Below are 21,544 nucleotides of genomic sequence, written 5' to 3' on the forward strand. Positions count from 1 at the left end.
GGCGGCCAAGACTACCAGCGCTCGACCCCCGACCGGAAATCAGCGCCGGCGCATGGAGCGCTCGGGCGGGTCACTCCGCCCGCAGCAGGGTGCGCGTGCGCTCGACGTCGTTGTTCATCTCCGCGATCAGTGCGTCGACGCTGTCGAAGGGCTCCATGCCGCGCAGCCGTGCGACGAAGTCGACCGCCACATGCTGACCGTAGAGGTCGGCCTCCACATCCAGCACGTAGGCCTCCACCGTGCGGACTCTGCCGGAGAAGGTCGGGTTGGTGCCCACCGAGACCGCGGCCGGGTACCGCCGGCCGATGGTGACCCCGTCGGGCTGCGTGGCGCTGTCGAGCACGGTGAACCATGCCGCGTACACGCCGTCGCCGGGGATCGCGGTGTGCTCGGGCGGCGCGACGTTGGCGGTCGGGAAACCCAGGTCGCGGCCCCGGCGTTCGCCGTGCACCACGACGCCTTCCACACGATGCGGCCGGCCGAGCGCCTCGGCGGCCAGTTCCACGTCGCCCGCCGCGATGCACGACCGGATGTAGGTGGACGAGAAGGTCACGGCATGCTCACCGAACAGGGAGATCGCGGTGACCTCGAAGCCGAACCGCTCCCCCAGTTCACGCAGTTTGGGCACGTCGCCGAGCGCCTTGTGGCCGAAGGTGAAGTTGTCGCCGACCACCACCTCGGCCGCGTGCAGTTCCTCGACGAGGACCGAGTGCACGAAATCCTCCGGCGACTGGGCCGCGAGGGTCGCGGAGAACGGGATCACGCAGAACACGTCGATCCCCATCTCCTCGGCGAGATCGGCACGCCGCCGCAGCGTCGACAACTGCGGCGGGTAAGCACCCGACCGCACCACCGACGACGGGTGCGGGTCGAAGGTCATCAGCACCGAGGGCACACCGCGCTCGGCCGCCGCCTTCGTGGCGGCGGCGACCAACTGCGCGTGCCCGCGATGGATTCCGTCGAACACGCCGATCGTGACCACGCATCGGCCCCAGCCCGCAGGGATGTCGTCCAAACCTCGCCAACGCAACACACGCTAAGCCTACGACTCGCCAGCAGCCGCTGCGCGTTCGGTGGGTAAGGTCGTACGCATGCCCGACTCTCGCCCGGTGAACGAACTCACCTCGGTAACCCAGGACTATCTGAAAGTGATCTGGACCTCGCAGGAGTGGTCGGACACGAAGGTCACCACGAAGTTGCTGGCCGAGAAGCTCGGCGTCTCACCGTCCACCGCGTCGGAGGGCATTCGGAAACTGGCCGATCAAGGTCTCGTGGACCATGCGCCCTACGGCGCGGTGACCCTGACCGAGACGGGGCGGGTGGCCGCCGTCGGCATGGTCCGGCGGCACCGCCTGCTCGAGACCTTCCTCGTCCGAGAGCTCGGCTATCGCTGGGACGAGGTGCACGCCGAGGCCGAGATCCTCGAACACGCGGTCTCGGAGCAGTTGCTGGCGCACATCGACGCCAAGCTGGGCCACCCGAAGCGCGACCCGCACGGCGACCCGATCCCGGCGTCCGACGGCACCGTGCCCGAGGCCGGCGCCGTGCAGCTGGCCGACCTCGACGTGGACCAGACCGGGGTCATCACCCGCATCTCCGACTCGGATCCGGAGATGCTGCGGTACTTCGAGGAGATCGGCGTCAATCTCGACTGCCGGGTGCGGGTCACCGAGAAGCGCTCGTTCGCCGGCACCATCACCGTCTGCGTCGACGATTCGGACCCGATCCATCTCGGTGACATCGCCGCCCGCGCGATTTTCGTCGACGGCTGAGATGCCGGCGCGCAGCGCCGCGGCCTATCGAGACCTGCACCACGTTCACACTCGAATCTCGATACGCTCGCTCACTACGTTCGCCGGCTACTCGATGAGCCTGCCAGAAACCCCCTCCCGACAGGCTCCTCGAGTAGCCCCGGCGCGCAGCGCCGCGGCCTATCGAGACCTGCACTACGTTCACACTCGAGTCTCGATGCGCTCGCTACTCGATGAGCCTGCATGAACCCCCTCCCGACAGGCTCCTCGAGTAGCCCCGGCGCGCAGCGCCGCGGCCTATCGAGACCTGCACCACGTTCAGACTCGAGTCTCGATGCGCTCGCTACTCGATGAGCCTGCATGAACCCCCTCCCGACAGGCTCCTCGAGTAGCCCCGGCGCGCAGCGCCGCGGCCTATCGAGACCCGCACCACGTTCAGACTCGAGTCTCGATGCGCTCGCTACTCGATGAGCCTGCCTGCCCCCTCTGGCGGACCTGACCAGACCTTCGGCCGCCCTCAGCGCAGCGTCGCCGGTCGCACGACCATCACCGAACTCGCCCGCTTGCCCTTCTCCTGCACGAGAGCGATGGCCTGCCCGCGCGGATCGACCACCGTGTAGATACCCTTCATGCCCACCGGCTCCAGCCAGCGGCCCTGGCTGATCGACTCGGCCTCGTCGTCGGAGATCGCGCGATGCGGGAAGCACAACTTGGCCGCGTCGTCGATGCCGAGACTCAAACCGGGATTCTCGTCGACATCGGCCATCGTTCGCGAGTGCTCCAGGGTGAACGGCCCGACGGCGGTGCGTCGCAGCGCCGTCAGGTGCCCGCCGACGCCGAGCGCGGCACCGAGATCCCTTGCCAGAGAACGGATATAAGTGCCCGACGAGCAGTCGACCTCGACGTCGAGGTCGATGAACTCGCCGTCCCGGCGAGTATCGAGCACGTCGAAACGGTCGACGGTGACCGGCCGCGCCTGCAGTTCGAACTCGGCCCCGGTGCGGACGAGCGCGTGGGCGCGACGACCGTCGACCTTGATCGCGCTGACCTTGGCGGGCACCTGCTCGATGTCGCCGGTGAGCGACGCGACGACCGCCGCGATCTCCTCGTCGCGGACCCCCGAGGCGTCCCGCGATTCGATGACCTCGCCCTCGGCGTCGTCGGTCGACGTCGACTGCCCCAGCCGGATGGTCGCAGCGTACGACTTGGTGGTGAGCGAGAGCAGCCCGAGCAGCTTGGTCGCGCGTTCGATGCCGATGACGAGAACCCCGGTCGCCATCGGGTCGAGGGTGCCCGCGTGTCCGACGCGACGGGTGTTGAACGCCTTGCGGCACTTGGCCACCACGTCGTGGCTGGTGATGCCGGCGGCCTTATCTACGACGAGGAGTCCGGCGTTCTCGATGGAGGCGTCTGCCATGTCAGGTGAGTGCAATCGTGGTGAGGATCAAACCGCGGGAGATCTGCCAGCGGCCGGGCAGCGTCAGCAGCGGCGGTCCGCCGTCGATCACCGCTCCGTCGATCAGGATGGTCGAGGTGAAAGTACCCGCAGGCGCGCCCGCGGTGCCAATCGAGTCGTCTCGCTCGAACGTGATGTGCGCGTCCTCGAAACCCAGCCACCGCTCGGTGAGCGGAAACCAGGCCTTGTAGGTGGCTTCCTTGGCGCAGAACAGGAGCCGGTCCCAGTGCAGGTCGTGGTCCCGGTCGGCGAGGACCTCGCGTTCGGCCTCGATGCTGGTGTGGTCGAGGACGCCGTCGGGCAGGGCCTGATGCGGTTCGGCATCGATACCCAGCGAGCGAACCTGCATCGAATATGCCGCGACGGCCGCACGGTAGCCGTCGCAGTGCGTCAGGCTGCCGACCACCTGACGGGGCCACAGCGGCATCCCGCGTTCACCGCGCAGGATCGGCACCGGCGCGACTCCCAACTGCCCCAGCGCCTGCCGTGCGCAGTGCCGGGCGGTGGTGAACTCCCGGCGGCGCTTCTCCACGGCCTTGGCGATCAACGCCTCCTCGGCGGGAAGCACGGTGAGCCCGTCGGGGTCGCCGAACGACTCGGCGGTCCCGACTCCCGCGGGCATGAGGTCGTCGATCATCGACCGTCCTTCCTGTTCTTCTCGGCCCTGTCCTTCTCTGCTTCAGCACGGCGCGCGCGGGTGCGCTCCACTCGCGCCCGGAACTCGGCGGCACGCTCCCGGTAGTCCGGCGGCAGGTCGAACCGGGCGCCGAACTCGTTGAGATCGGCCGGATGCAGTCCCTCGTCCGGTGCGATCTTCCGCAGCAGCGGCGACGGCAACCCGCGTCTGCTCCACTCACGCGGATATCCCACCGACACCTCCTCGAAGCGCACGTCGTCGTACCACGTGGTCCTCGGGATGTGCAGATGCCCGTATACGCAGCAGGCCGCGTTGAATCGGGTGTGCCAGTCCGCGGTGAGCTCCGAGCCGCACCAGAGCGCGAACTCGGGATACATCAGCGCATCGCACGGTTCCCGCCGCAGCGGCCAATGGTTGATCAGCACGGTCTTCTCGGCGGGGTCGAGCGCCTCCAGTCGCGACCGCGTGGCCTCGATCCGGGCGCGCCCCCAGGCGTCGCGCGTGCCGAACGGTTCGGGCGAGAGGAGGAATTCGTCTGTGGCGACGACGTTCGCCTCGCGTGCGACGGCGAGCGCCTGCAGCGCCGTCGAGGTGCCCTCCGGCCGGAACGTGTAGTCGTAGAGCAGGAACATCGGCACCACCCGGACCGGCGGTGTCCCGTCCCCGGGATCGAACAGCGGATACCGGTCCTCGGGAGTCACTACGCCGAGATCACGGCAGGCCTGCACGAGGTAGTCGTACCGTGCGACGCCGAACACCTGGAGCGGGTCCTTGGCCGTGGTGTACAGCTCATGGTTCCCGGGCACCCACACCACCGTGCGGAATCTGTTCTTGAGCCGGCGGAGGGTGTCGATGATGTCGTCGGTGCGCTCGGCGACGTCGCCCGCGACGATCAGCCAGTCCCCCGGTTCGGCCGGCTTGATCCGATCGAGGATCGCCTCGTTGCCGCGGTGTGAGACGTGCAGGTCGCTGACCGCCCAGAGCGTTGGCATGGGGACCATGGTGCCACGAGCCCGCTCGGCGACGAACCCGGCTTCGGCTCCACACCGGCGACGACGTCCTCGGCGAGAAGGTGGGCGCGGTGATCGCCGAATTCACGGTGCCGCAGTTCGTCTCCGTGATCACCGCTGAGCGGTCACCGGGAGTGGCACGCTTGGGGCGTGGCGGCGTCGACCTGCACCGATCCGGTAGTAGCGTCGACGACATGACCGCATCAGTCCCCGTTCCGCCGCCGACGGTCGAGCTCACTCCGGCGCCGACACTGCGCAACTTTCCCGATCGGGACCGCTACGAGCTCTGGTCGGGTGATGAACTCGTCGGAGTGGAGGGCTACGAACGCCGCGACGAGCACACCCTCGTCCTGCTCCACACCGTCGTCACCGAGAAGTACGGCCGGGCGGGCTTCGCTCGGTTGCTCGTCGCCTCGGTGCTCGACGAACTCTCCGCGCAGGGCACGAAGATCGTCCCGGTGTGCACGTACGTGCAGTCGTTCCTCGAGCGTTTCCCGCAGTATCAGCCGGTCGTCGCCGAGCAGTGATCCGGCTGCGATGAATCTGCGCCCGGTGCGGGCACAGATTCATCGCGGTGAGGTCACACCCGCGCGTTGAGCATCTCGAGCACTTCGTCCACGACCTCTCCCGGCCGATCCGTCAGGTCGTGCCAGGTGTACACCTTCTTGCGCCACCCGGCGGCGTCGAGCGCGTTGTATTTCGCCCGGTCCGCCTGGAACCGGTCATGCTGGTAGTGGAAGGCCAGTCCGTCGATCTCGATCGCGACGCGGAGATCGGGCCAGCCGAAGTCGATACGCCACCGTCCGAATCGGAGCTGCTGCACCCACCCGGTGACGCCCGCCTCTCGAAGCAGACGTACGAAGAGCCGTTCGGCCTCTGACTCCGAGTCCTGCGAGGCGATGCGCACGAGCCGGCGTGCCTCACCTATCCCGCGACTGCCCGCGTAGCGCTCGACGACGGCCTCGAGTTCGGTGACTGTGACGACACCGCGCTGCAGCGCCCGGTCGAGGAATCGACCACCGTCCGGCATCGCTGCCGCGCCGAACACCACCGTCGCCGGCGGCGTGGTCACGCGGAGCCCGCGGACCGTGGTCAGGTCCGCATCGTCGTAGTGCCGACGAGTGAGGCCCAGCGGGCCGAGCGACCACCGGTCGGCGGTGGTCGTGTTGGCTGTCGCGACGGTCAACGGATACGCCAGGGCATCGAGCATTCCGTGCCACCAAGCCGCCGTGGTGCGGTCAGCCACGCCATGGTGCGCGGCCACCGCTGCGCGGACCAACAGGCTCTCAGTCAGCGGATGCGAACTCGATCGATAGATTCCGCGGACGAGCGCGCACCACTCCCGCCGGTCCAGTCGGCCGCGGATCTCCTTGCGGGAGAGACCGGCCCGGAGTGCCTGCGCCGAGGTGATGAGTCCATCCTGTTCAGCGATCAACGCGGCCAGCGCGCCCGAGTCCCCCATGTCCTATTGGACGCAGCGGCACGCTCCTCGGTTCCACCGACACGACTACTTCACCCACGCGCCGCTGCGCACCCGCCACACCACCGCGGCGAGTCGAGTGCACATGAACGCGAGCAGTCCGCTCCAGATTCCCGCCAGCCCCCAGTCGAAGGCCCACGACAGCCAGATCAGCGGCAGGAACGCGCCGAGCGCGCCCGCGAGAGTCGCCGTCCGGAGGAATGCGGCGTCGCCGCTGCCCAGCAGCACACCGTCGAGCGCGAACACCGCGCCAGCGATCGGCAGCATCGCGACGAAGAACCACCACGGCGTGCGCATCGCGTCAAGGATCGCCGCATCGTCGGTGAAGATCCGCGGAATCACCGCGACCCCGGCCGCCAGCACGGCGGCGAGAAGAACCGAGATCCCCACCGACACGGCGGTGGCCCGCGTCGCCGCACGCCGGGCCACCCGGAACGCACCCGCGCCCAGCGCCGCGCCCACGAGTTGCTGAGCCGCGATCGCCAGCGAGTCGAGCAGCAGCGAGCTGAACTCCCACAGCTGCAGTACCACCTGATGCGCGGCCACCTGCGCGACGCCGAAGCGCGCGGCCACAGCCGCCGCGGAGATGAAGCACACCTGAAACGACAGGCTCCGCAGCACCAGATCGCGGGCCATCGTCAGCTGGGCGCGGATCACCGGCCAGTCGGGGCGCAGCCGGCCACGACTCTCGCCGATCAGCCGGACCGCGAAGGCGATCCCCGTCAGCGACTGCCCCACGAGATTCGCCCAGGCGCTGCCCTGCAGGCCGAGTCGCGGGAGTCCGCCGACCCCGTGCACCAGACCGACGCAGAGCACGGCGGCCACGGCCAGTCCCGCGACCACGAAATACACCGGCCGCCGGGTGTCCTGCACTCCGCGCATCCAACCGTTGCCGGCCATCGCCAGAAGGATCAGCGGCACGCCGAACACGGCGATGCGCAACCAGGACGCCGCTTCGGCCGCGACCTGGTGGTCGGGCACCAGCGCGCCGGTGACCGCGGGCGCCAGGAGCCACGCGACGACGACGATCGCCGCCCCCACGCCCACCGCGATCCAGCTCGCCTGCACTCCCTCGTCGACGGCCCGGCGTCGATCACCCGCACCGAAGGCGCGCGCCGACCGCGCGGTGGTTCCATAGGAGAGGAAGGTCAGCTGAGTGCTGATGACCGACAGGACCAGCGTCGCCACGGTCAGGGCCGCGAGTTCGGTCGCGCCGAGGCGGCCGACCACGGCCAGATCGAGCATCAGGTACAGCGGCGGCGCGATGAGCACCACCAGTGCCGACCCGGCGAGTCTCAGCACTCTCGACGCCGCCGATCACCTGCGCAGGGCGGCGAGCAGATGCCCGACGACCTCTGCCGCGTCTCCGGTGTCGCTGTACCCGGCCGCACGCACGTGGCCGCCACCGCCGAGCGACCTCGCGATCGGCACCACGTCGACGTCGGTCTTGCTCCGCAGCGAGACGGTCCATTCGCCCGCCCGCACCTCTTTGAAGACGGCTGCCACCTCGGCCTCCCGCGCAGTGCGCACGACGTCGATGACGCTCTCCGACTCGTCCCAGTTCATATCCGACATCTGATCGGCGTTCACGACCGCGTACACCAGTCCGCGCCCGTCCAGTGCGCCTTCATCGAGCACGGAATCGGCGAGCACCTCCGAGAGCATCTGCAGCCACGAGTACGGGTGGGCGTCGAGGAGGAGACGGCTCCACCGCGGACCGTCGACACCGGCCTCGAGGAGTCGTGCCGCCACACCGAACGACGCGGGCCGCGCCCATTTGAACGAGCCCGTATCAGTCACCAGGCCCGCGTACAGGCAGGTCGCGATGTCCGCGGTGAGGCTCGCGCCGAGCCGATCGATCACCCGGAGCACGATCGACGCCGTGCAATCGGACTGCGGGTCCACCAGATCCAGATCCGCGAATCCCGGATTGGAGACGTGGTGGTCGATGCAGACGGTGGTGCTTCCGGAGGTGAAGACCTGCTCCAGCCCGCCGAGACGTTCGACGGTGGCCGCGTCGACCGCCACCGTCACATCGGCGACGGGCAGCCCCGCCTCGTCCACGAGCAGGTCTACTCCCGGCAGTTCGCGCAGCGGACCGGGCAGCGCCTCGGGACCGGAGAACGCGCAGTGCACGCGTTTCCCCAGCCCCGTGAGCGCCAGCCCGAGTCCCAGTGCACTGCCGATGGTGTCGGCGTCCGGACGGACGTGGCTGATGATCGACACCGAATCGGCGCCGAGCAGCGTGGCAGCCACGGAGTCGCTCGAAGCGGGATTCACCCGAGCGCGCCCCCGGATTCGTCCGACGCGGACTCTTCCTCGTCGTGCCGATACGGGTCGACGTCGCCCGCCGGCCGCGCATTGCGAGCGGCGCGGGCCACCGACTCGTCCCGGGCGCGTGCGCGGGCGAGGAGCTCGTCCATCGCACGCGTCGCGTCCGGCACCGTGTCGAGTTCGAACCGCAGAGTGGGGGTGAACCGGACTCCGGTGCCGGCGCCGACCTTCGACCGGAGCACGCCGGTCGCGGCGGCCAGACCGGCCGCCGCTTCCGCCACGTTCGGCTCGGCATCCACCGAGTCGCCCAGCACCGTGTAGAACACGGTGGCGTCGTGCAGATCGCCGGTGACCCGGCAATCGGTGATCGTCACATGAGCCAGGCGCGGGTCCTTGATCTCCCCACCGATCGCCGAGGCGACGATGGTGGTGATCCGTTTGGCGAGCCGAGCGGCCCGTGCAGGATCTGCCATGACCTAGTCCCGTGCCTTCTCGACCATCTCGAAGGCCTCGATCACGTCGCCGACCTTGATGTCGCCGTAGGTCAGCGTCAGACCGCACTCGTAGCCTTCGCGGACCTCGGTCGCGTCGTCCTTCTCACGCTTGAGCGAGCTGATCGTGAGGTTGTCGGCGACCACCGCGTTGTCGCGCAGCAGGCGTGCCTTGGCATTGCGCCGCATGATGCCCGACTGCACGAGGCAACCGGCGATGTTGCCGACCTTGGACGACTTGAAGATCGCACGGATCTCCGCCCGGCCCAGCTCGGACTCCTCGTAGATCGGCTTGAGCATGCCCTTGAGCGCGGCCTCGATCTCCTCGATCGCCTTGTAGATGACCGAGTAGTACCGGATCTCCACGCCCTCGCGGTTGGCCAGCTCGGTGGCCTTGCCCTCCGCGCGGACATTGAATCCGATGATGATCGCATCCGACGCCGCGGCCAGGTTGACGTTGGTCTCGGTGATGCCACCGACACCGCGGTCGATGACCCGCAGCGAGACCTCGTCGTCGATCTCGATCTGAAGGAGCGCCTCTTCGAGCGCCTCGACGGTACCCGAGTTGTCGCCCTTCAGGATCAGGTTGAGCTGGCTGGTCTCCTTGAGCGCCGAATCCAGATCCTCGAGGCTGATCCGCTTGCGGCTGCGTGCCGCCAGCGCATTGCGCTTGCGCGCATTGCGGCGGTCGGCGATCTGCCGGGCGATGCGGTCTTCTTCCACCACCAGGAGGTTGTCGCCCGCACCCGGAACCGAAGTGAAGCCGATCACCTGCACCGGACGCGACGGCAGCGCCTCTTCGACGTCGTCGCCGTGCTCGTCGACCATCCGACGGACGCGGCCGTATGCGTCGCCGGCGACGATCGAGTCGCCGACGCGCAGGGTGCCGCGCTGGATGAGGACGGTCGCGACCGGGCCGCGGCCGCGGTCGAGGTGCGCCTCGATGGCGACACCCTGAGCGTCCATGTCCGGGTTCGCCCGCAGATCGAGCGAGGCGTCGGCGGTCAGCAGGACCGCCTCCAGCAGCTGGTCGATGTTCAGCCCCTGCTTGGCCGAGATGTCGACGAACATGGTGTCGCCGCCGTACTCCTCGGGAACCAGGCCGTACTCGGTCAGCTGTCCGCGGATCTTGGCCGGGTCCGCGCCCTCCTTGTCGATCTTGTTGACCGCCACGACGATCGGCACGTCGGCCGCCTGCGCGTGGTTGACGGCTTCCACCGTCTGCGGCATGACACCGTCGTCGGCCGCCACCACGAGGATCGCGATGTCGGTGGCCTTCGCACCGCGGGCACGCATGGCGGTGAACGCCTCGTGACCCGGGGTGTCGATGAAGGTGATCAACCGGTCCTCGTCGTTCAGGTGAGTGTTCACCTGGTACGCGCCGATGTGCTGCGTGATGCCGCCGGCCTCGCCCGCGCCGACGTTCTCCTTGCGGATGGTGTCGAGCAGTCGGGTCTTGCCGTGGTCGACGTGACCCATGACGGTTACCACCGGCGGACGCTGCGCGAGGTCCTCTTCGCCGCCCTCGTCTTCGCCGTAGGTCAGGTCGAAGCTCTCCAGGAGCTCACGATCCTCGTCCTCCGGGCTCACGACCTGGACGACGTAGTTCATCTCGCCGCCGAGCAACTCCAGCGTCTCGTCGTTGACCGACTCGGTCGCGGTGACCATCTCGCCGAGGTTGAACAGCGCCTGGACCAGCGAAGCCGGGTTGGCGTTGATCTTGTCCGCGAAGTCCGAGAGCGAGGCGCCGCGAGCGAGGCGGATGACCTCGCCGTTGCCGTGAGGCAACCGGACGCCGCCGACCTCGGGTGCGCGCATCGAGTCGTACTCTTGCCGCTTCTGACGCTTCGACTTGCGTCCCTTGCGGGGTGCGCCGCCGGGGCGACCGAACGCTCCCGCGGTTCCGCCGCGGCCACGACCGCCGCCACCGCCGCCGGGACGACCGCGGAAGCCGCCGCCCGGAGCCGCACCGCCACCGCCGCCGTTACGGAAGCCACCGCCGCCGCCGGGACCACCGCTGCGGCCGCCTGGGCCACCGCGGCCACCGGGCCGAGCGTCGGGACGCGCCGCACGCTGCGGCATCGCTCCCGGGCTGGGACGCGAAGGCATGTTGCCCGGCGTGGGGCGTGCGCCGCCCTGACCGCCGGGACGAGGGCCGCCGGCACCCGGGCGTGCGCCCTGACCGCCACCCGGACGGGGACCGCCCTGACCGGCGCCGGGACGCGGACCGCCCTGACCGGGTCGACCGCCCGGACGCGGACCCGCCGCACCCGGACGCGGACCCATCGGACGCGGCGCGGGCGCCGGGGCCGAGGAATACGGATTGTTGCCCACTCGGGGCTGCCGGGGACCGGGGCGCGGACCCGGACGGGGACCCGGCGTCGCCGGTGCCTGACCCGACTGCGCCGCCGGTGCCGAGGGCTTGCCGGCCGGCTCGGTAGACTCGGCCGCCGGTGCGGCCGGAGCCTGCGGTGCCGGAGCCGCCTTCGGTGCGGGCTTGGGGCCCGGCTTGGGGCCGCCCGCCGCCGGCTGAGCCGGGGCGGATGCTCGTGCCGCCGGGGCCGCCTCGGCGGCCGGAGCGGAGTTCGCCGCTGCCGGCTTGGGTGCCGGACCGGGCTTGGGACCCGGCTTGGCGCCGGATGCCTTGGCCGCCGGCTTCGCCGAAGCGGAACCGGAGCCGGATTCGAAAGACTCACGCAGTCGACGGGCCACCGGGGCCTCGACAGTCGACGATGCGGATTTGACGAACTCGCCCTGCTCCTTGAGCCGCTCCAGCACTGCTTTGCTGGGTACGCCCAATTCCTTGGCCAGTTCGTGAACGCGGGCCTTGCCTGCCACTGCTCTCCTCACTTGGAGGTCGAGCGGGCTGCCCGCAACGACCTCGGTTTATTCAGTAAACGTGCTCATCGTGGAGACTTCACGGTGTGCTCATGTCTTCTGCTACCTGTCCTGACTCCCTGCGGAGCCCTCACTGTTGATGATCCCGCCGATGTGCTCGGCCAGATCCTCTGGTCTCACGGCGACGCCGCGATCCCGTAGCGCCGTGCCGAAGGCGTTGCGCCGCACCGCAAGCGAGAGACATCTCTCATCGCGGTGCAGCCAGGCGCCTCGTCCCGGCAGTCTCCCCCGTTCGTCGATCGCCACCTGCGATGCGCTGTCCGCGCCTCGCACAGCCACCAGCCTGACCAGGTGTGAAGCTTGATCACGCCGGCGACAGCCGATACAGGTACGCACCGGAGATGTCGACGTTCGAAGGGCCACAGGTCAGTCTAGCGTATCGGAGGACTCGACGGCGCCACCGTCGGCGTCGCGGGGACCGCCGTCGCCCGCATCCGACCGGATGTCGATCCGCCACCCGGTGAGCCGGGCCGCCAGCCGGGCGTTCTGCCCCTCCTTGCCGATCGCCAGCGACAACTGGTAGTCGGGCACGATGACGCGCGCGGCCTTGGTCTCCTTGTCGATCACCGTGACCGAGACCACCTTGGCCGGCGACAGCGCGTTGCCGACGAAGACCGCCGGATCCGCGGCGTAATCGATGATGTCGATCTTCTCGCCGGACAGTTCGCTCATCACGTTGCGCACCCGCTGTCCCATCGGACCGATGCACGCGCCCTTGGCGTTCAGTCCGGCCACGCCGGTGTGGACCGCGATCTTGGAACGGTGACCGGCCTCGCGGGCCACGGCGACGATCTCGACCGACCCGTCCGCGATCTCGGGTACCTCGAGCGAGAACAGCTTGCGGACCAGGTTGGGATGCGTGCGCGAGAGCGTGATCTGAGGTCCGCGGGCCCCGCGCGCCACCCCGACGACGTAGCACTTGATCCGCTCGCCGTGCTTGTAGCTCTCACCGGGCACCTGCTCCGCGGGCGGGATCACGCCCTCGGTGGCGTTGGAGTCGGTGCCGATCTGCACGATCACCATGCCTCGCGCATTCGCCTTGGCGTCGGCCTGCACGATGCCGCCGACCACTTCGCCCTCGTGGGCGACCAGTTCGCCGTACGTCTTCTCGTTCTCGGCGTCGCGCAGACGCTGCAGGATCACCTGGCGCGCAGTGGTCGCGGCGATGCGGCCGAATCCCTCCGGCGTGTCGTCCCACTCGTGGACCACGGTGCGGTTCTCGTCGAGTTCCTGAGCCATCACGCGGACCTGACCCGATTTGCGGTCGATGTCGATGCGGGCGTTCGGTGCGAACCCGTCGGTGTGCCGGTAGGCGGTGAGCAGAGCTGTCTCGATCGCCGAGAGCACGGTCTCGGTCGGCACGCCCTTGTCGGCCTCGATCAAACGCAGCGCGCTGATGTCTATGTGCATGGTGGCGACTCCTATTCGCTTTTCGGATTGAGTTGTCGGCGGGTGAAGTGAATGTCGTTGGCGGGCGTCACGATTCGCGACGACGCGCGATCTCGTCGTCGTCCAGGCCGCAGGCACGCAGGGCCGCTTCGCCGGGCCTGCCGAAGTCGACCTCGACCACCGCGCGCGCGATATCGGCCAGCTCGACCTCGAAGGAGCGGATCCGGCTCTTGTCGACTGTCACCAGGGTGACGCGGCCCTCGTCGCTGGGGCCCACCCGGGCTTCGACGGTGCGGTCCACACCCTCGTCGGTGTACTCGACGCGGACCTTGCGTCCCTGATTGCGGCGCCAGTGGCGCGGCAGCGTCAGCGGCCGGCCGATCCCCGGCGTCGTGACTTCGAGGTCGTACGGGGACTCGCCGAGCAGGTCGGACTCGTCGAACACCGCCTCCAGGCTCCGGCTGAGCTCGGCGACCGCGTCGAGCGACACTCCGCCGTCACGATCGACGACGATCCGGATCTCGCGGCGTCCCGGCGGGGTCAGCACCGCGACCTCCTCCAGATCGAATCCGAGCCGATCGAGGGTCGAAGCCACCAGGTCGCTGATGCCGCCGGTCAGAGCCTCCGCAGTCATCGTGCGCGTCCTCCTGGGTTTCGGTATCGGGAACCGCTGCCGCGGTTCCCGTCGGCCGCCGGGCCGGGCTTCGAGTGTAGTCGACTCGTCCGACTGGCAGAATCGTCCACCGTGACACGAGTGCCGATCCAGGATCCCCCCGCCCCCGAGCCTCCGCAAGCCGGTCGCCCCGCCACGGGGGTGCCGCGCCGCAGTGTGCTCCGCGGCGGCGTCCTCGCCGGTGCCGCCGCAGTCGCGGGATGGTCGCTGACCGCATGCGATAACGGGCCGACGCAGCGACAGCTCGACGCCGAGACGCTGCTCCCGCACGCCCAGGCGGCGCTGCGGCAGCAGCGGGCGGCCACCGCGCTCGCGCCGCGGAACACCGCGTACACCGAGGCCCTGCGGACCGTCGCCGATCAGCGCGGCGCGCACCTGAAAGCGCTGCGCGACGAGATCAACCGGCTGCACTCCTCGACTGCCGACCGGATCGACTCGCCACCGGCCGCGCCCACGGCGTCGGTGGCGGCCCTCGGCGTCTCGATCGAACGGTCGGCCACCAGCGCGGCGGATGCGTGCGCGGGTCTGTCCGGCTTCAGCGCCGGGCTCCTCGGCTCGATCAGCGCCTCCTGCCAGACCCTCGCGAAAGTGCAACTCGCATGAGCCAGAACGCCGCTCTCGACACCGCCGCGGACGCGGAGAACACCGCCGTCTTCACCTACGGCGTGCTCACCGCCTTCACCACCGGAGAGGTGCGCGACACCGTCGCGGAGTACATCGCCGCGCACCGGGTGCGACGCGACCAGCTGAACGAGGCACTGCTCGCCGCCGGCCAGCCCGAGCGCACCCCGGCGGCCGGATACCTGCTGCCCGTCGACGTGACGGACCAGGCCACCGCCGCGAAGGCCGCGCTGGCCGCCGAGAACGACTGTGCGAAGGCCTACCGGGCACTGTTGGAGCAGGCCGATTCGCAGGCGGTGCGCCGGACCGCCGTCGACGGGCTCACCGACTGCGCCCTGCGATCCTCGTACTGGCGCTCGATCGCGGGCGAGAAACCGCTGACGGTGGCCTTCCCCGGTCAGTAGGACCGGAGAGGGCGCCTGGCCCGCGTCACCCGCCTAGGGTCGTCACCATGGCGACAGCGCGCATCGGTTCGATCACCCTCGACTGCGACGATCCCGTCGAGCTCGCCCGCTTCTGGTCGGCGATGCTCGACGGGACCGTGACGCACACGTCCACGAGATATGCCTGTGTGCGGGCCGGCTCCATCGTGATCACCGCGCTTCGGGTGCCCGACCACCGGCCTCCGGAATGGCCCGGCGGTGCGGTGCCGAAGCAGATCCATCTCGACCTGGTGGTCGCCGATCTCGACGAGGGTGCGGCCGAGGCGGTCCGCCTCGGCGCACGGCTGTCGCCACAGCAGGCCGCGCCGGACCTGTGCCGAGTTCTCTTCGACCCCGCCGGGCATCCGTTCTGCGTCTGCCTCGACCGCGCGCCGTTCTAGCGCCGGCGGTCAGCCGCGCGCGGCCGTGACCACCGCGTCGACGGCTCCGTCGACCGGCGCCGCGGAGGTCTCTCCGGTGAGCCGGTCGCGGATCTCGACGGTGCCGTCGGCCCAGCCGCGGCCGACGACCACCACGACCGGCATACCGAGCAGCTCGGCGTCCTTGAACTTGACGCCGGGCGAAGCCTTGCGGTCGTCGAAGAGCACGGACAGTCCGGCGGCGTCGAGATCGGCGGCCAACTGTTGCGCACCGGCCACCGCGGCCTCGTCCTTGTTCGCGATCACCAGGTGGACGTCGAACGGCGCCACCTCGCGCGGCCAGCGCAGGCCCTTCTCGTCGTGCCACTGCTCGGCGAGCACCGCGACCATCCGCGAGACGCCGAGACCGTACGAGCCCATCGTGGGGCGCACCGGCTTGCCGTTCTCGCCGAGCACGTCGAACTCGAAGGCGTCGGTGTACTTGCGGCCGAGCTGGAAGATGTGACCGATCTCGATGCCCTTGGCGGCCTCGAGCACACCTCTGCCGTCCGGGGACGGATCACCGGCGCGCACCTCGGCGGCCTCGATGACGCCGTCGGGAGTGAAGTCGCGGCCGCACACCAGATCGACGTAGTGCTTACCGGGCGCGTCGGCCCCGGTGATCCACGCGGTGCCGCTGACCACACGCGGGTCGACCAGGTACGCCAAGCCCGCCGCCTGGACGGCCTTCGGTCCGATGTACCCCTTGACGAGCTGCGGATTGGCCGCGAAGTCCGCGTCGGTGAGCAGTTCCACCTCCGCCGGCTCCACCGAGGCCTCCAGCCTCTTGAAGTCGACCTCCCGATCACCCGGCACCGCCACCGCGGTGATCTCCCACTCACCTCCCGGCCTGCGGATCTTGACCATCACGTTCTTGAGGGTGTCGGCGGCGGTGTAGTCACCGTCGAGCTCGCGATTGGCCCAGTCGACCAGGGTCTCGATGGTCGGGGTGTCGCCGGTGTCGTGGACCACCGCCTCGGGGAGCCCGTCGAGCGGGATCGCCTCGGGAACCGGGGTCACCACGGCCTCGACGTTGGCCGCGTAGCCCGACTCGGTGCTGCGGACGAAGGTGTCCTCGCCGACCTCGCATTCGGCCAGGAACTCCTCCGAGGCGCTGCCGCCCATGGCGCCGGAGGTCGCCGCGACGATGACGTACTTGATGCCGAGACGGTCGAAGATGCGCTGGTACGCGGCACGATGAGCGTCGTACGAGGCCTGCAGACCCCGCTCGTCGAGGTCGAACGAGTACGAGTCCTTCATCACGAACTCGCGCCCACGCAACAGCCCGGCCCGCGGGCGCTCCTCATCGCGGTACTTGGTCTGGATCTGGTACAGGGTGACCGGCAGATCCTTGTACGAGCTGTACTCGCCCTTGACCAGCTGCGTGAAGATCTCCTCGTGCGTGGGCCCGAGCATCATGTCCGCGCCCTTGCGGTCCTTGACGCGGAACAACGCCGGCCCGTACTCGGTCCAGCGCCCGGTGGTCTCGTACGGGTCGCGCGGCAGCAGCGCGGGCAACAGGATCTCCTGCGCGCCCATCGCGTCCATCTCCTCGCGAACGAGGTTCTCGACCGCGCGGAACACCTTGAGCCCCAAGGGCAGCCACTCGTAGACGCCGGGGGCGGCACGCCGGATGTAGCCCGCGCGCACGAGCAGCTTGTGGCTCGGCACCTCGGCATCGGCCGGGTCGTCGCGGAGGGTGCGCAGGAACAGGTTCGACATCCGTGTGATCACGATGTACCAGCTTAATGGGATCACCGGCGGGTTCGTTAGGGTGGTCGCGTGCTCGTCATCCTGCCTCCCTCGGAGACCAAGTCGGACGGCGGCGAGGCCGCTCCGCTCGATCTCGACTCGCTGGTTCTGCCGGAGCTCAATCCGGTCCGGCGCAAGCTCGCCGAGGCGATCGTCGACCTCTCCGCCGATCTCGACGCATCCCGCACGGCGCTGGGTCTGGGCGCGACGGCCGTCGCCGAGATCGAGCGCAACGCCGATCTCTGGGAGTCGCCGACGCGCACCGCGATCACCCGGTACACCGGCGTCCTGTACGACGCCCTCGACTATCCGGGCATGACCCGCGCGGCCAAGACCAAGGCCGGCGACCGACTGATGATCGGCTCGGCGCTGTTCGGCGTGGTCCGGGCCGACGACCGCATCCCGGCCTACCGGCTCTCCGGCGGGTCCCGGCTGCCCGGTTTCGGCACCCTCGGCGCACTGTGGAAGCCGGTGCTGTCCCCCGCTCTCGACCGCATCGACGACTTCGTCGTCGATCTGCGCTCGGGCGTCTACCAGAAACTCGGTCCCGTCGACGGTGCGGTGACCGCGACCGTGGTGACCGAGGCCGCGGACGGCTCGCGGAAGGTCGTGAGCCATTTCAACAAGCACTTCAAGGGACTGGTGGCGCGCGAACTGGTCCGGACCCGGCGGAACGTCCGGGATGTGAACGCGCTCGCCGCCGTCCTGTCCGACGCCGGCCAGCGCGTCGAGATCACCTCTGAGTCGCAGATCACGGTCGTCACCGGCTGATCCGACCCCCGATCGGCGGTCCGCACCGCGACTCGCACGGCGCGAGAGCCGGTCACTTGGCCTGAGGGAAGAACCACTGGTCGTCGTCGGTCTCCGGAGTGTCGTCGGCCGGATTCACTTCGACCACCTCGTCGAGCTGTGCCTTCTGTGCCCGGAGGCGGCCGTACCCGTACGCGGCGGCCATGCCGATGACGCCGGTGACCAGGCCGATCGTCTGCAGCTCGCCGGAATCGCCTGCCTCCGCCGAGATCCGGTAGATCCAGCCGTTGAGCGCGACGACCGCCAGCGCTCCGAACGTGAGCGGGATGACGAAGGTGGTCATGGTGCTCGGCGGTGTGGGCGCGATGCCCGCGCGGCGGCGATGGATCTGCCAGGCCGACATGACGACGACGGCCAGCGCGACGAGAATCGCCGTGACCGACGGGGGCACGAACCAGGAGGCGACGGCCGCGACGAGCAGGATCAGACCGGAGAGTCCTGCGGCTGTGCGTGCGTTCATCTCGACCACCCGCTCAGAACCGCAGAGCCCGGTCGGCGTCGGTGAAACCGGCGACCGGACCGATCACCGCGATCGCCGGGGCGATCAGCTTCTCGTCGACAGCGGTCTGCGCGGCGTGCGCGAGGTCGGTGCGCAGGAGACGCTGATCCGGCCGCGAGGCGTTCTCGATGAACGCCACCGGGGTGTCGGCCGGTCGCCCGCCCTCGAGCAGGGCCGTCGCGAACTCGTCGATGCGCTTGACCGCCATCATCAGCACGATGGTGCCCCGCAGCCGCGCGAGCGCCGCCCAATCGGTGAGCGAGTCGGGGTGCCCCGGAGCCACGTGGCCCGACACGATGACCACCTCGTGCGTCACGCCGCGGTGAGTCACCGGGATTCCGGCCAGGCCGGGAGCCGCGATCGGGCTGCTGATGCCGGGGACCACGGTGACCGGCACACCCGCCGCCACGCAGGCCTGGAGTTCTTCGAATCCGCGGCCGTACACGTATGGGTCGCCGCCTTTGAGGCGGACCACGAACTTGCCCGCCCGCGCGCGGTCGACGAGGAGATCGTTGATCTGTTCCTGACGCATCGCGCGGCCGTAGGGCACCTTGGCCGCGTCGATGATCTCCACCTGCGGACCGAGCTCGTCGAGGAGTGCGATGGGCGCGAGCCGGTCGGCCACCACCACGTCCGCCTCGGCGAGCAGTTTGCGGCCGCGCACCGTGATGAGATCGGCGTCGCCGGGACCTCCGCCCACCAGGGCCACGCCCGCGGCGTGCCTGCGGTCGTCGTCGATGCGCAGCGAGGTGCCGTCCGCGAGAGCCTCGGTGATCGCGGCGCGCACGGCCGCGGAGCGACGATGGTCGCCGGCCGCCAGCACCCCGAACTGCAGATCGCGGTGGACTCCGGACGCCGGGGTGACGGCGGTTCCGCGGCGGGCGTCGTCGGCGCGCACGCAGAACACTCGCCTGCGCTCGGCCTCCGCCACCACCGCCGCGTTGACGTCGGGATCGTCGGTGCAGGCCATCGCATACCAGGCTCCCTCGAGGTCGCCGTCGGCGTACGCACGCCGATGCACGGTGATCGCGACCTCCGACTCGACGGCCGGCGTGGGGTCGAGCGCGACGACGTGGACGTCGGCGCCGGCGGCGATCAGGTTCGGCAGGCGCCGTTGCGCGACGCTCCCGCCGCCGATGACGACGACCTTGCGTCCGTGCAGATCCAGCCCCGCGAGGTAATGCGCTTGCATGAGCGATCAGCCTACCGGGACCGCACCGGCGGCTAGACGTGCAGTCCGCGCCTGCGCTCCCGCTCGATCGCGCGCTCGCGGGCGTCCTCGAACTTGGCGACCTTGATGTCCATCTCGGCGAGGAAGGCGGCGAGCTTGTCGCGGTACATCTGGCCGACCGGGCCGAAGTCGTCGCGATCGAAGATCCGCCACTTGCGCAGCACGGGCATCACGACATCGGCCATGTGCTGCGGCAGGTCGTAGATGCCGCCCTTGGCGATCAGGACCGCGTTCCTGCGGAAGTTCGGCATCGTCGCACCGGGCATCTGGAAGTTCGAGACGATCGTGTAGATCGCCACCATCGCCTCGTCGGGCACCAGATCGAGCGCCCCGGCGACGACGTTCCGGTAGAACAGCATGTGCAGGTTCTCGTCGGCAGCGACTCGCTGGAGCATCCGGTCGGCGATCGGGTCGCCGCAGGCCTTGCCGGTGTTGCGGTGGCTGACGCGCGTCGCGAGCTCCTGGAACGAGACGTAGGCCACCGCGAAGAGCATGTCGTAGCTGTGGTCGCGCTGTCCGTCGTCGTCCGGCAGCGGGTTGAACCCGCCGATCATGTGCGTCATCCGGGTCTGCTCGAGTTCCACCGGATCGACGCCCCGCGTCACGACGAGGTAGTCGCGCATCACGATCGAGTGCCGCATCTCCTCGGCCGTCCAGCGCCCCACCCAGAAGCCCCAGGCGTCGTCGAGGCTGAAGTTCTCGGCGATCACCCGGTGGTACGACGGCAGATTGTCCTCGGTCAGCAGGTTCGTGATCATCGCCGCCTTGGCGGTCTCCGACAGCTGCGACTGCTCCGGATCCCAGTCGACGCCGCCGAGCGCCGCGAAGTTCCGGCCGTCGTCCCACGGCACGTAGTCGTGCGGGTTCCAGTCCCTCGTCATCTTCATGTGGCGCTCCACCTCCGTCTCGCAGACGGGCAGGAGTTCGCGAAGCAGGTCCGAGCCGCTCATGGGCTTGCCGATCAAACTGGTCATATTCCTACGATCTCGCTCACGACCAGCGATTTCAGGGGGCGAAGGTCCCGTGGCGATTAGGCCCCGAGTCGCGCGCCGCCCTGTTGTAGCGTTGAGGCATGGTCGAGTCGCCTCGTAAGTACCGCGTGTTCCTCGTCGACGACCACGAGCTCGTCCGCCGTGGCCTTCGCGATCTGCTCAGCACCGCCGACGATCTCGAGGTCGTCGGCGAGGCGGCCACCGTCGCCGAAGCCGGAGTCGGTATCGCTGCGACGAAACCCGACGTCGCGGTGCTCGACGTGCGGCTGCCCGACGGCAACGGCGTGGAACTGTGCCGAAGCGTGCGGAGCGCGCAGCCGTCGGTGCACTGCCTGATGCTGACGAGCTACGCCGACGACGACGCCCTGCTCGCCGCCGTCCTGGCCGGGGCCTCCGGCTTCGTACTCAAGCAGATCCTCGGCCACAATCTGATCGCCGCTGTGCGGACGGTCGGCGCCGGCGGATCGCTGCTCGACGACCGCAGCACCGCCGCGCTGCTGGCCCGACTGCGCGACGGCGAACCGTCCGATCCCCTGGCCCGGCTCACCGGCCAGGAGCGCGAGGTCTTCACCCTGATCGGCCAGGGCATGACCAACCGGCAGATCGCCGACCGGATGTTCTTGGCGGAGAAGACGATCAAGAACTACGTCTCGCGCATCCTCTCGAAGCTCGACATGCAGCGCCGCACTCAGGTGGCGGTGCTGGCCACCGAACTGCGCGAACGCGAACGGTAGTCGTC

Annotated in this window: 23 protein-coding genes; 7 read left to right on the plus strand and 16 right to left on the minus strand. The window is 69.6% G+C overall.

Going from position 1 to position 21,544, the window contains the following annotated elements; genetic code table 11:
* Window positions 1–70: 70 nt before the first annotated feature.
* Complete coding sequence (locus ACE11G_RS10310; RefSeq protein WP_081598100.1) at window positions 71–1,033, minus strand: bifunctional riboflavin kinase/FAD synthetase; 963 nt, start codon at window positions 1,031–1,033, stop codon at window positions 71–73.
* A gap of 58 nt (window positions 1,034–1,091) precedes the next feature.
* Here ACE11G_RS10310 and ACE11G_RS10315 point away from each other — a divergent pair, with 58 nt between their 5' ends.
* Window positions 1,092–1,772 carry a metal-dependent transcriptional regulator gene (locus tag ACE11G_RS10315; protein WP_197462915.1) on the plus strand — a complete coding sequence of 227 codons (681 nt, stop codon included), beginning with the start codon at window positions 1,092–1,094 and terminating at the stop codon, window positions 1,770–1,772.
* A gap of 496 nt (window positions 1,773–2,268) precedes the next feature.
* Here ACE11G_RS10315 and truB read toward each other — a convergent pair whose 3' ends face one another.
* From truB to ACE11G_RS10330, 3 genes are read right to left on the minus strand one after another with little or no spacing between them, the layout of a single operon-like run.
* Complete coding sequence (truB, locus tag ACE11G_RS10320; protein WP_045538520.1) at window positions 2,269–3,168, minus strand: tRNA pseudouridine(55) synthase TruB; 900 nt, start codon at window positions 3,166–3,168, stop codon at window positions 2,269–2,271.
* A 1-nt stretch (window position 3,169) separates the two neighbouring features.
* Window positions 3,170–3,844, minus strand: a complete 675-nt coding sequence (locus ACE11G_RS10325; RefSeq protein WP_045538518.1) for a 4'-phosphopantetheinyl transferase — start codon at window positions 3,842–3,844, stop codon at window positions 3,170–3,172.
* The gene (locus ACE11G_RS10330) at window positions 3,841–4,836 is read right to left on the minus strand and encodes a metallophosphoesterase (RefSeq protein WP_039867345.1); all 996 of its coding nucleotides are present in this window, start codon (window positions 4,834–4,836) and stop codon (window positions 3,841–3,843) included. The genes ACE11G_RS10325 and ACE11G_RS10330 overlap by 4 nt, the downstream gene beginning before the upstream one ends.
* A gap of 89 nt (window positions 4,837–4,925) precedes the next feature.
* On the opposite strand from ACE11G_RS10330, the gene ACE11G_RS10335 reads away from it, so the two are divergent.
* Entirely contained in the window at window positions 4,926–5,381 is a 456-nt protein-coding gene (locus tag ACE11G_RS10335; protein WP_331436954.1) for a GNAT family N-acetyltransferase, read from the plus strand.
* A 53-nt stretch (window positions 5,382–5,434) separates the two neighbouring features.
* Here ACE11G_RS10335 and ACE11G_RS10340 read toward each other — a convergent pair whose 3' ends face one another.
* From ACE11G_RS10340 to rimP, 8 genes are all read right to left on the minus strand, one after another.
* A complete protein-coding gene (locus tag ACE11G_RS10340; protein WP_006896219.1) occupies window positions 5,435–6,316 on the minus strand; it encodes a type IV toxin-antitoxin system AbiEi family antitoxin domain-containing protein in 882 nt (293 codons plus the stop codon).
* 45 nt (window positions 6,317–6,361) lie between these two features.
* Window positions 6,362–7,636 carry an MATE family efflux transporter gene (locus ACE11G_RS10345; RefSeq protein ID WP_006896218.1) on the minus strand — a complete coding sequence of 425 codons (1,275 nt, stop codon included), beginning with the start codon at window positions 7,634–7,636 and terminating at the stop codon, window positions 6,362–6,364.
* A gap of 15 nt (window positions 7,637–7,651) precedes the next feature.
* A complete protein-coding gene (locus ACE11G_RS10350) occupies window positions 7,652–8,614 on the minus strand; it encodes a bifunctional oligoribonuclease/PAP phosphatase NrnA (protein WP_006896217.1) in 963 nt (320 codons plus the stop codon).
* Complete coding sequence (gene rbfA, locus ACE11G_RS10355) at window positions 8,611–9,081, minus strand: 30S ribosome-binding factor RbfA (protein ID WP_006896216.1); 471 nt, start codon at window positions 9,079–9,081, stop codon at window positions 8,611–8,613. The genes ACE11G_RS10350 and rbfA overlap by 4 nt, the downstream gene beginning before the upstream one ends.
* Window positions 9,082–9,084: 3 nt before the next feature.
* On the minus strand, window positions 9,085–11,937 hold the full coding sequence (gene infB, locus ACE11G_RS10360; RefSeq protein ID WP_062366819.1) for a translation initiation factor IF-2: 2,853 nt from the start codon (window positions 11,935–11,937) through the stop codon (window positions 9,085–9,087).
* A 102-nt stretch (window positions 11,938–12,039) separates the two neighbouring features.
* Entirely contained in the window at window positions 12,040–12,360 is a 321-nt protein-coding gene (locus ACE11G_RS10365) for a YlxR family protein (protein ID WP_101841585.1), read from the minus strand.
* A 3-nt stretch (window positions 12,361–12,363) separates the two neighbouring features.
* Complete coding sequence (gene nusA, locus ACE11G_RS10370) at window positions 12,364–13,407, minus strand: transcription termination factor NusA (RefSeq protein WP_006897857.1); 1,044 nt, start codon at window positions 13,405–13,407, stop codon at window positions 12,364–12,366.
* A 67-nt stretch (window positions 13,408–13,474) separates the two neighbouring features.
* Window positions 13,475–14,020, minus strand: coding sequence for a ribosome maturation factor RimP (rimP, locus tag ACE11G_RS10375; protein WP_006897858.1), 546 nt, complete (start codon window positions 14,018–14,020; stop codon window positions 13,475–13,477).
* A 111-nt stretch (window positions 14,021–14,131) separates the two neighbouring features.
* Here rimP and ACE11G_RS10380 point away from each other — a divergent pair, with 111 nt between their 5' ends.
* The 3 genes from ACE11G_RS10380 to ACE11G_RS10390 are packed head-to-tail and all read left to right on the plus strand — an operon-like array spanning window position 14,132 to window position 15,503.
* Window positions 14,132–14,662, plus strand: a complete 531-nt coding sequence (locus ACE11G_RS10380; RefSeq protein ID WP_375002069.1) for a hypothetical protein — start codon at window positions 14,132–14,134, stop codon at window positions 14,660–14,662.
* Window positions 14,659–15,084, plus strand: a complete 426-nt coding sequence (locus tag ACE11G_RS10385) for a ferritin-like domain-containing protein (protein WP_006897860.1) — start codon at window positions 14,659–14,661, stop codon at window positions 15,082–15,084. Before ACE11G_RS10380 ends, ACE11G_RS10385 begins: the two co-directional genes overlap by 4 nt.
* Before the next feature lie 47 nt (window positions 15,085–15,131).
* Window positions 15,132–15,503: a VOC family protein gene (locus ACE11G_RS10390; protein ID WP_006897861.1), complete on the plus strand. Its 372-nt coding sequence runs from the start codon at window positions 15,132–15,134 to the stop codon at window positions 15,501–15,503.
* A gap of 9 nt (window positions 15,504–15,512) precedes the next feature.
* Here ACE11G_RS10390 and ACE11G_RS10395 read toward each other — a convergent pair whose 3' ends face one another.
* Window positions 15,513–17,243 (minus strand): proline--tRNA ligase, encoded by a 1,731-nt coding sequence (locus ACE11G_RS10395; protein WP_039868026.1) that lies wholly within the window; start codon window positions 17,241–17,243, stop codon window positions 15,513–15,515.
* A 60-nt stretch (window positions 17,244–17,303) separates the two neighbouring features.
* Between ACE11G_RS10395 and yaaA the strand changes: the two genes are divergently transcribed.
* Complete coding sequence (yaaA, locus tag ACE11G_RS10400; RefSeq protein WP_006897863.1) at window positions 17,304–18,044, plus strand: peroxide stress protein YaaA; 741 nt, start codon at window positions 17,304–17,306, stop codon at window positions 18,042–18,044.
* A 52-nt stretch (window positions 18,045–18,096) separates the two neighbouring features.
* Here the strand turns inward: yaaA and ACE11G_RS10405 are convergent, their stop codons facing one another.
* From ACE11G_RS10405 to ACE11G_RS10415, 3 genes are read right to left on the minus strand one after another with little or no spacing between them, the layout of a single operon-like run.
* On the minus strand, window positions 18,097–18,543 hold the full coding sequence (locus tag ACE11G_RS10405) for a hypothetical protein (RefSeq protein WP_006897864.1): 447 nt from the start codon (window positions 18,541–18,543) through the stop codon (window positions 18,097–18,099).
* A 13-nt stretch (window positions 18,544–18,556) separates the two neighbouring features.
* A complete protein-coding gene (gene cobA / locus ACE11G_RS10410) occupies window positions 18,557–19,774 on the minus strand; it encodes a uroporphyrinogen-III C-methyltransferase (protein ID WP_006897865.1) in 1,218 nt (405 codons plus the stop codon).
* A 32-nt stretch (window positions 19,775–19,806) separates the two neighbouring features.
* Window positions 19,807–20,787, minus strand: a complete 981-nt coding sequence (locus ACE11G_RS10415) for an acyl-ACP desaturase (protein WP_039868014.1) — start codon at window positions 20,785–20,787, stop codon at window positions 19,807–19,809.
* 98 nt (window positions 20,788–20,885) lie between these two features.
* Between ACE11G_RS10415 and ACE11G_RS10420 the strand changes: the two genes are divergently transcribed.
* The gene (locus ACE11G_RS10420) at window positions 20,886–21,539 is read left to right on the plus strand and encodes a response regulator transcription factor (protein WP_006897867.1); all 654 of its coding nucleotides are present in this window, start codon (window positions 20,886–20,888) and stop codon (window positions 21,537–21,539) included.
* Window positions 21,540–21,544 lie beyond the last annotated feature (5 nt).

It is taken from the genome of Gordonia sp. PS3, from assembly GCF_041950545.1.
Taxonomy (GTDB): Bacteria; Actinomycetota; Actinomycetes; order Mycobacteriales; family Mycobacteriaceae; genus Gordonia; species Gordonia sihwensis.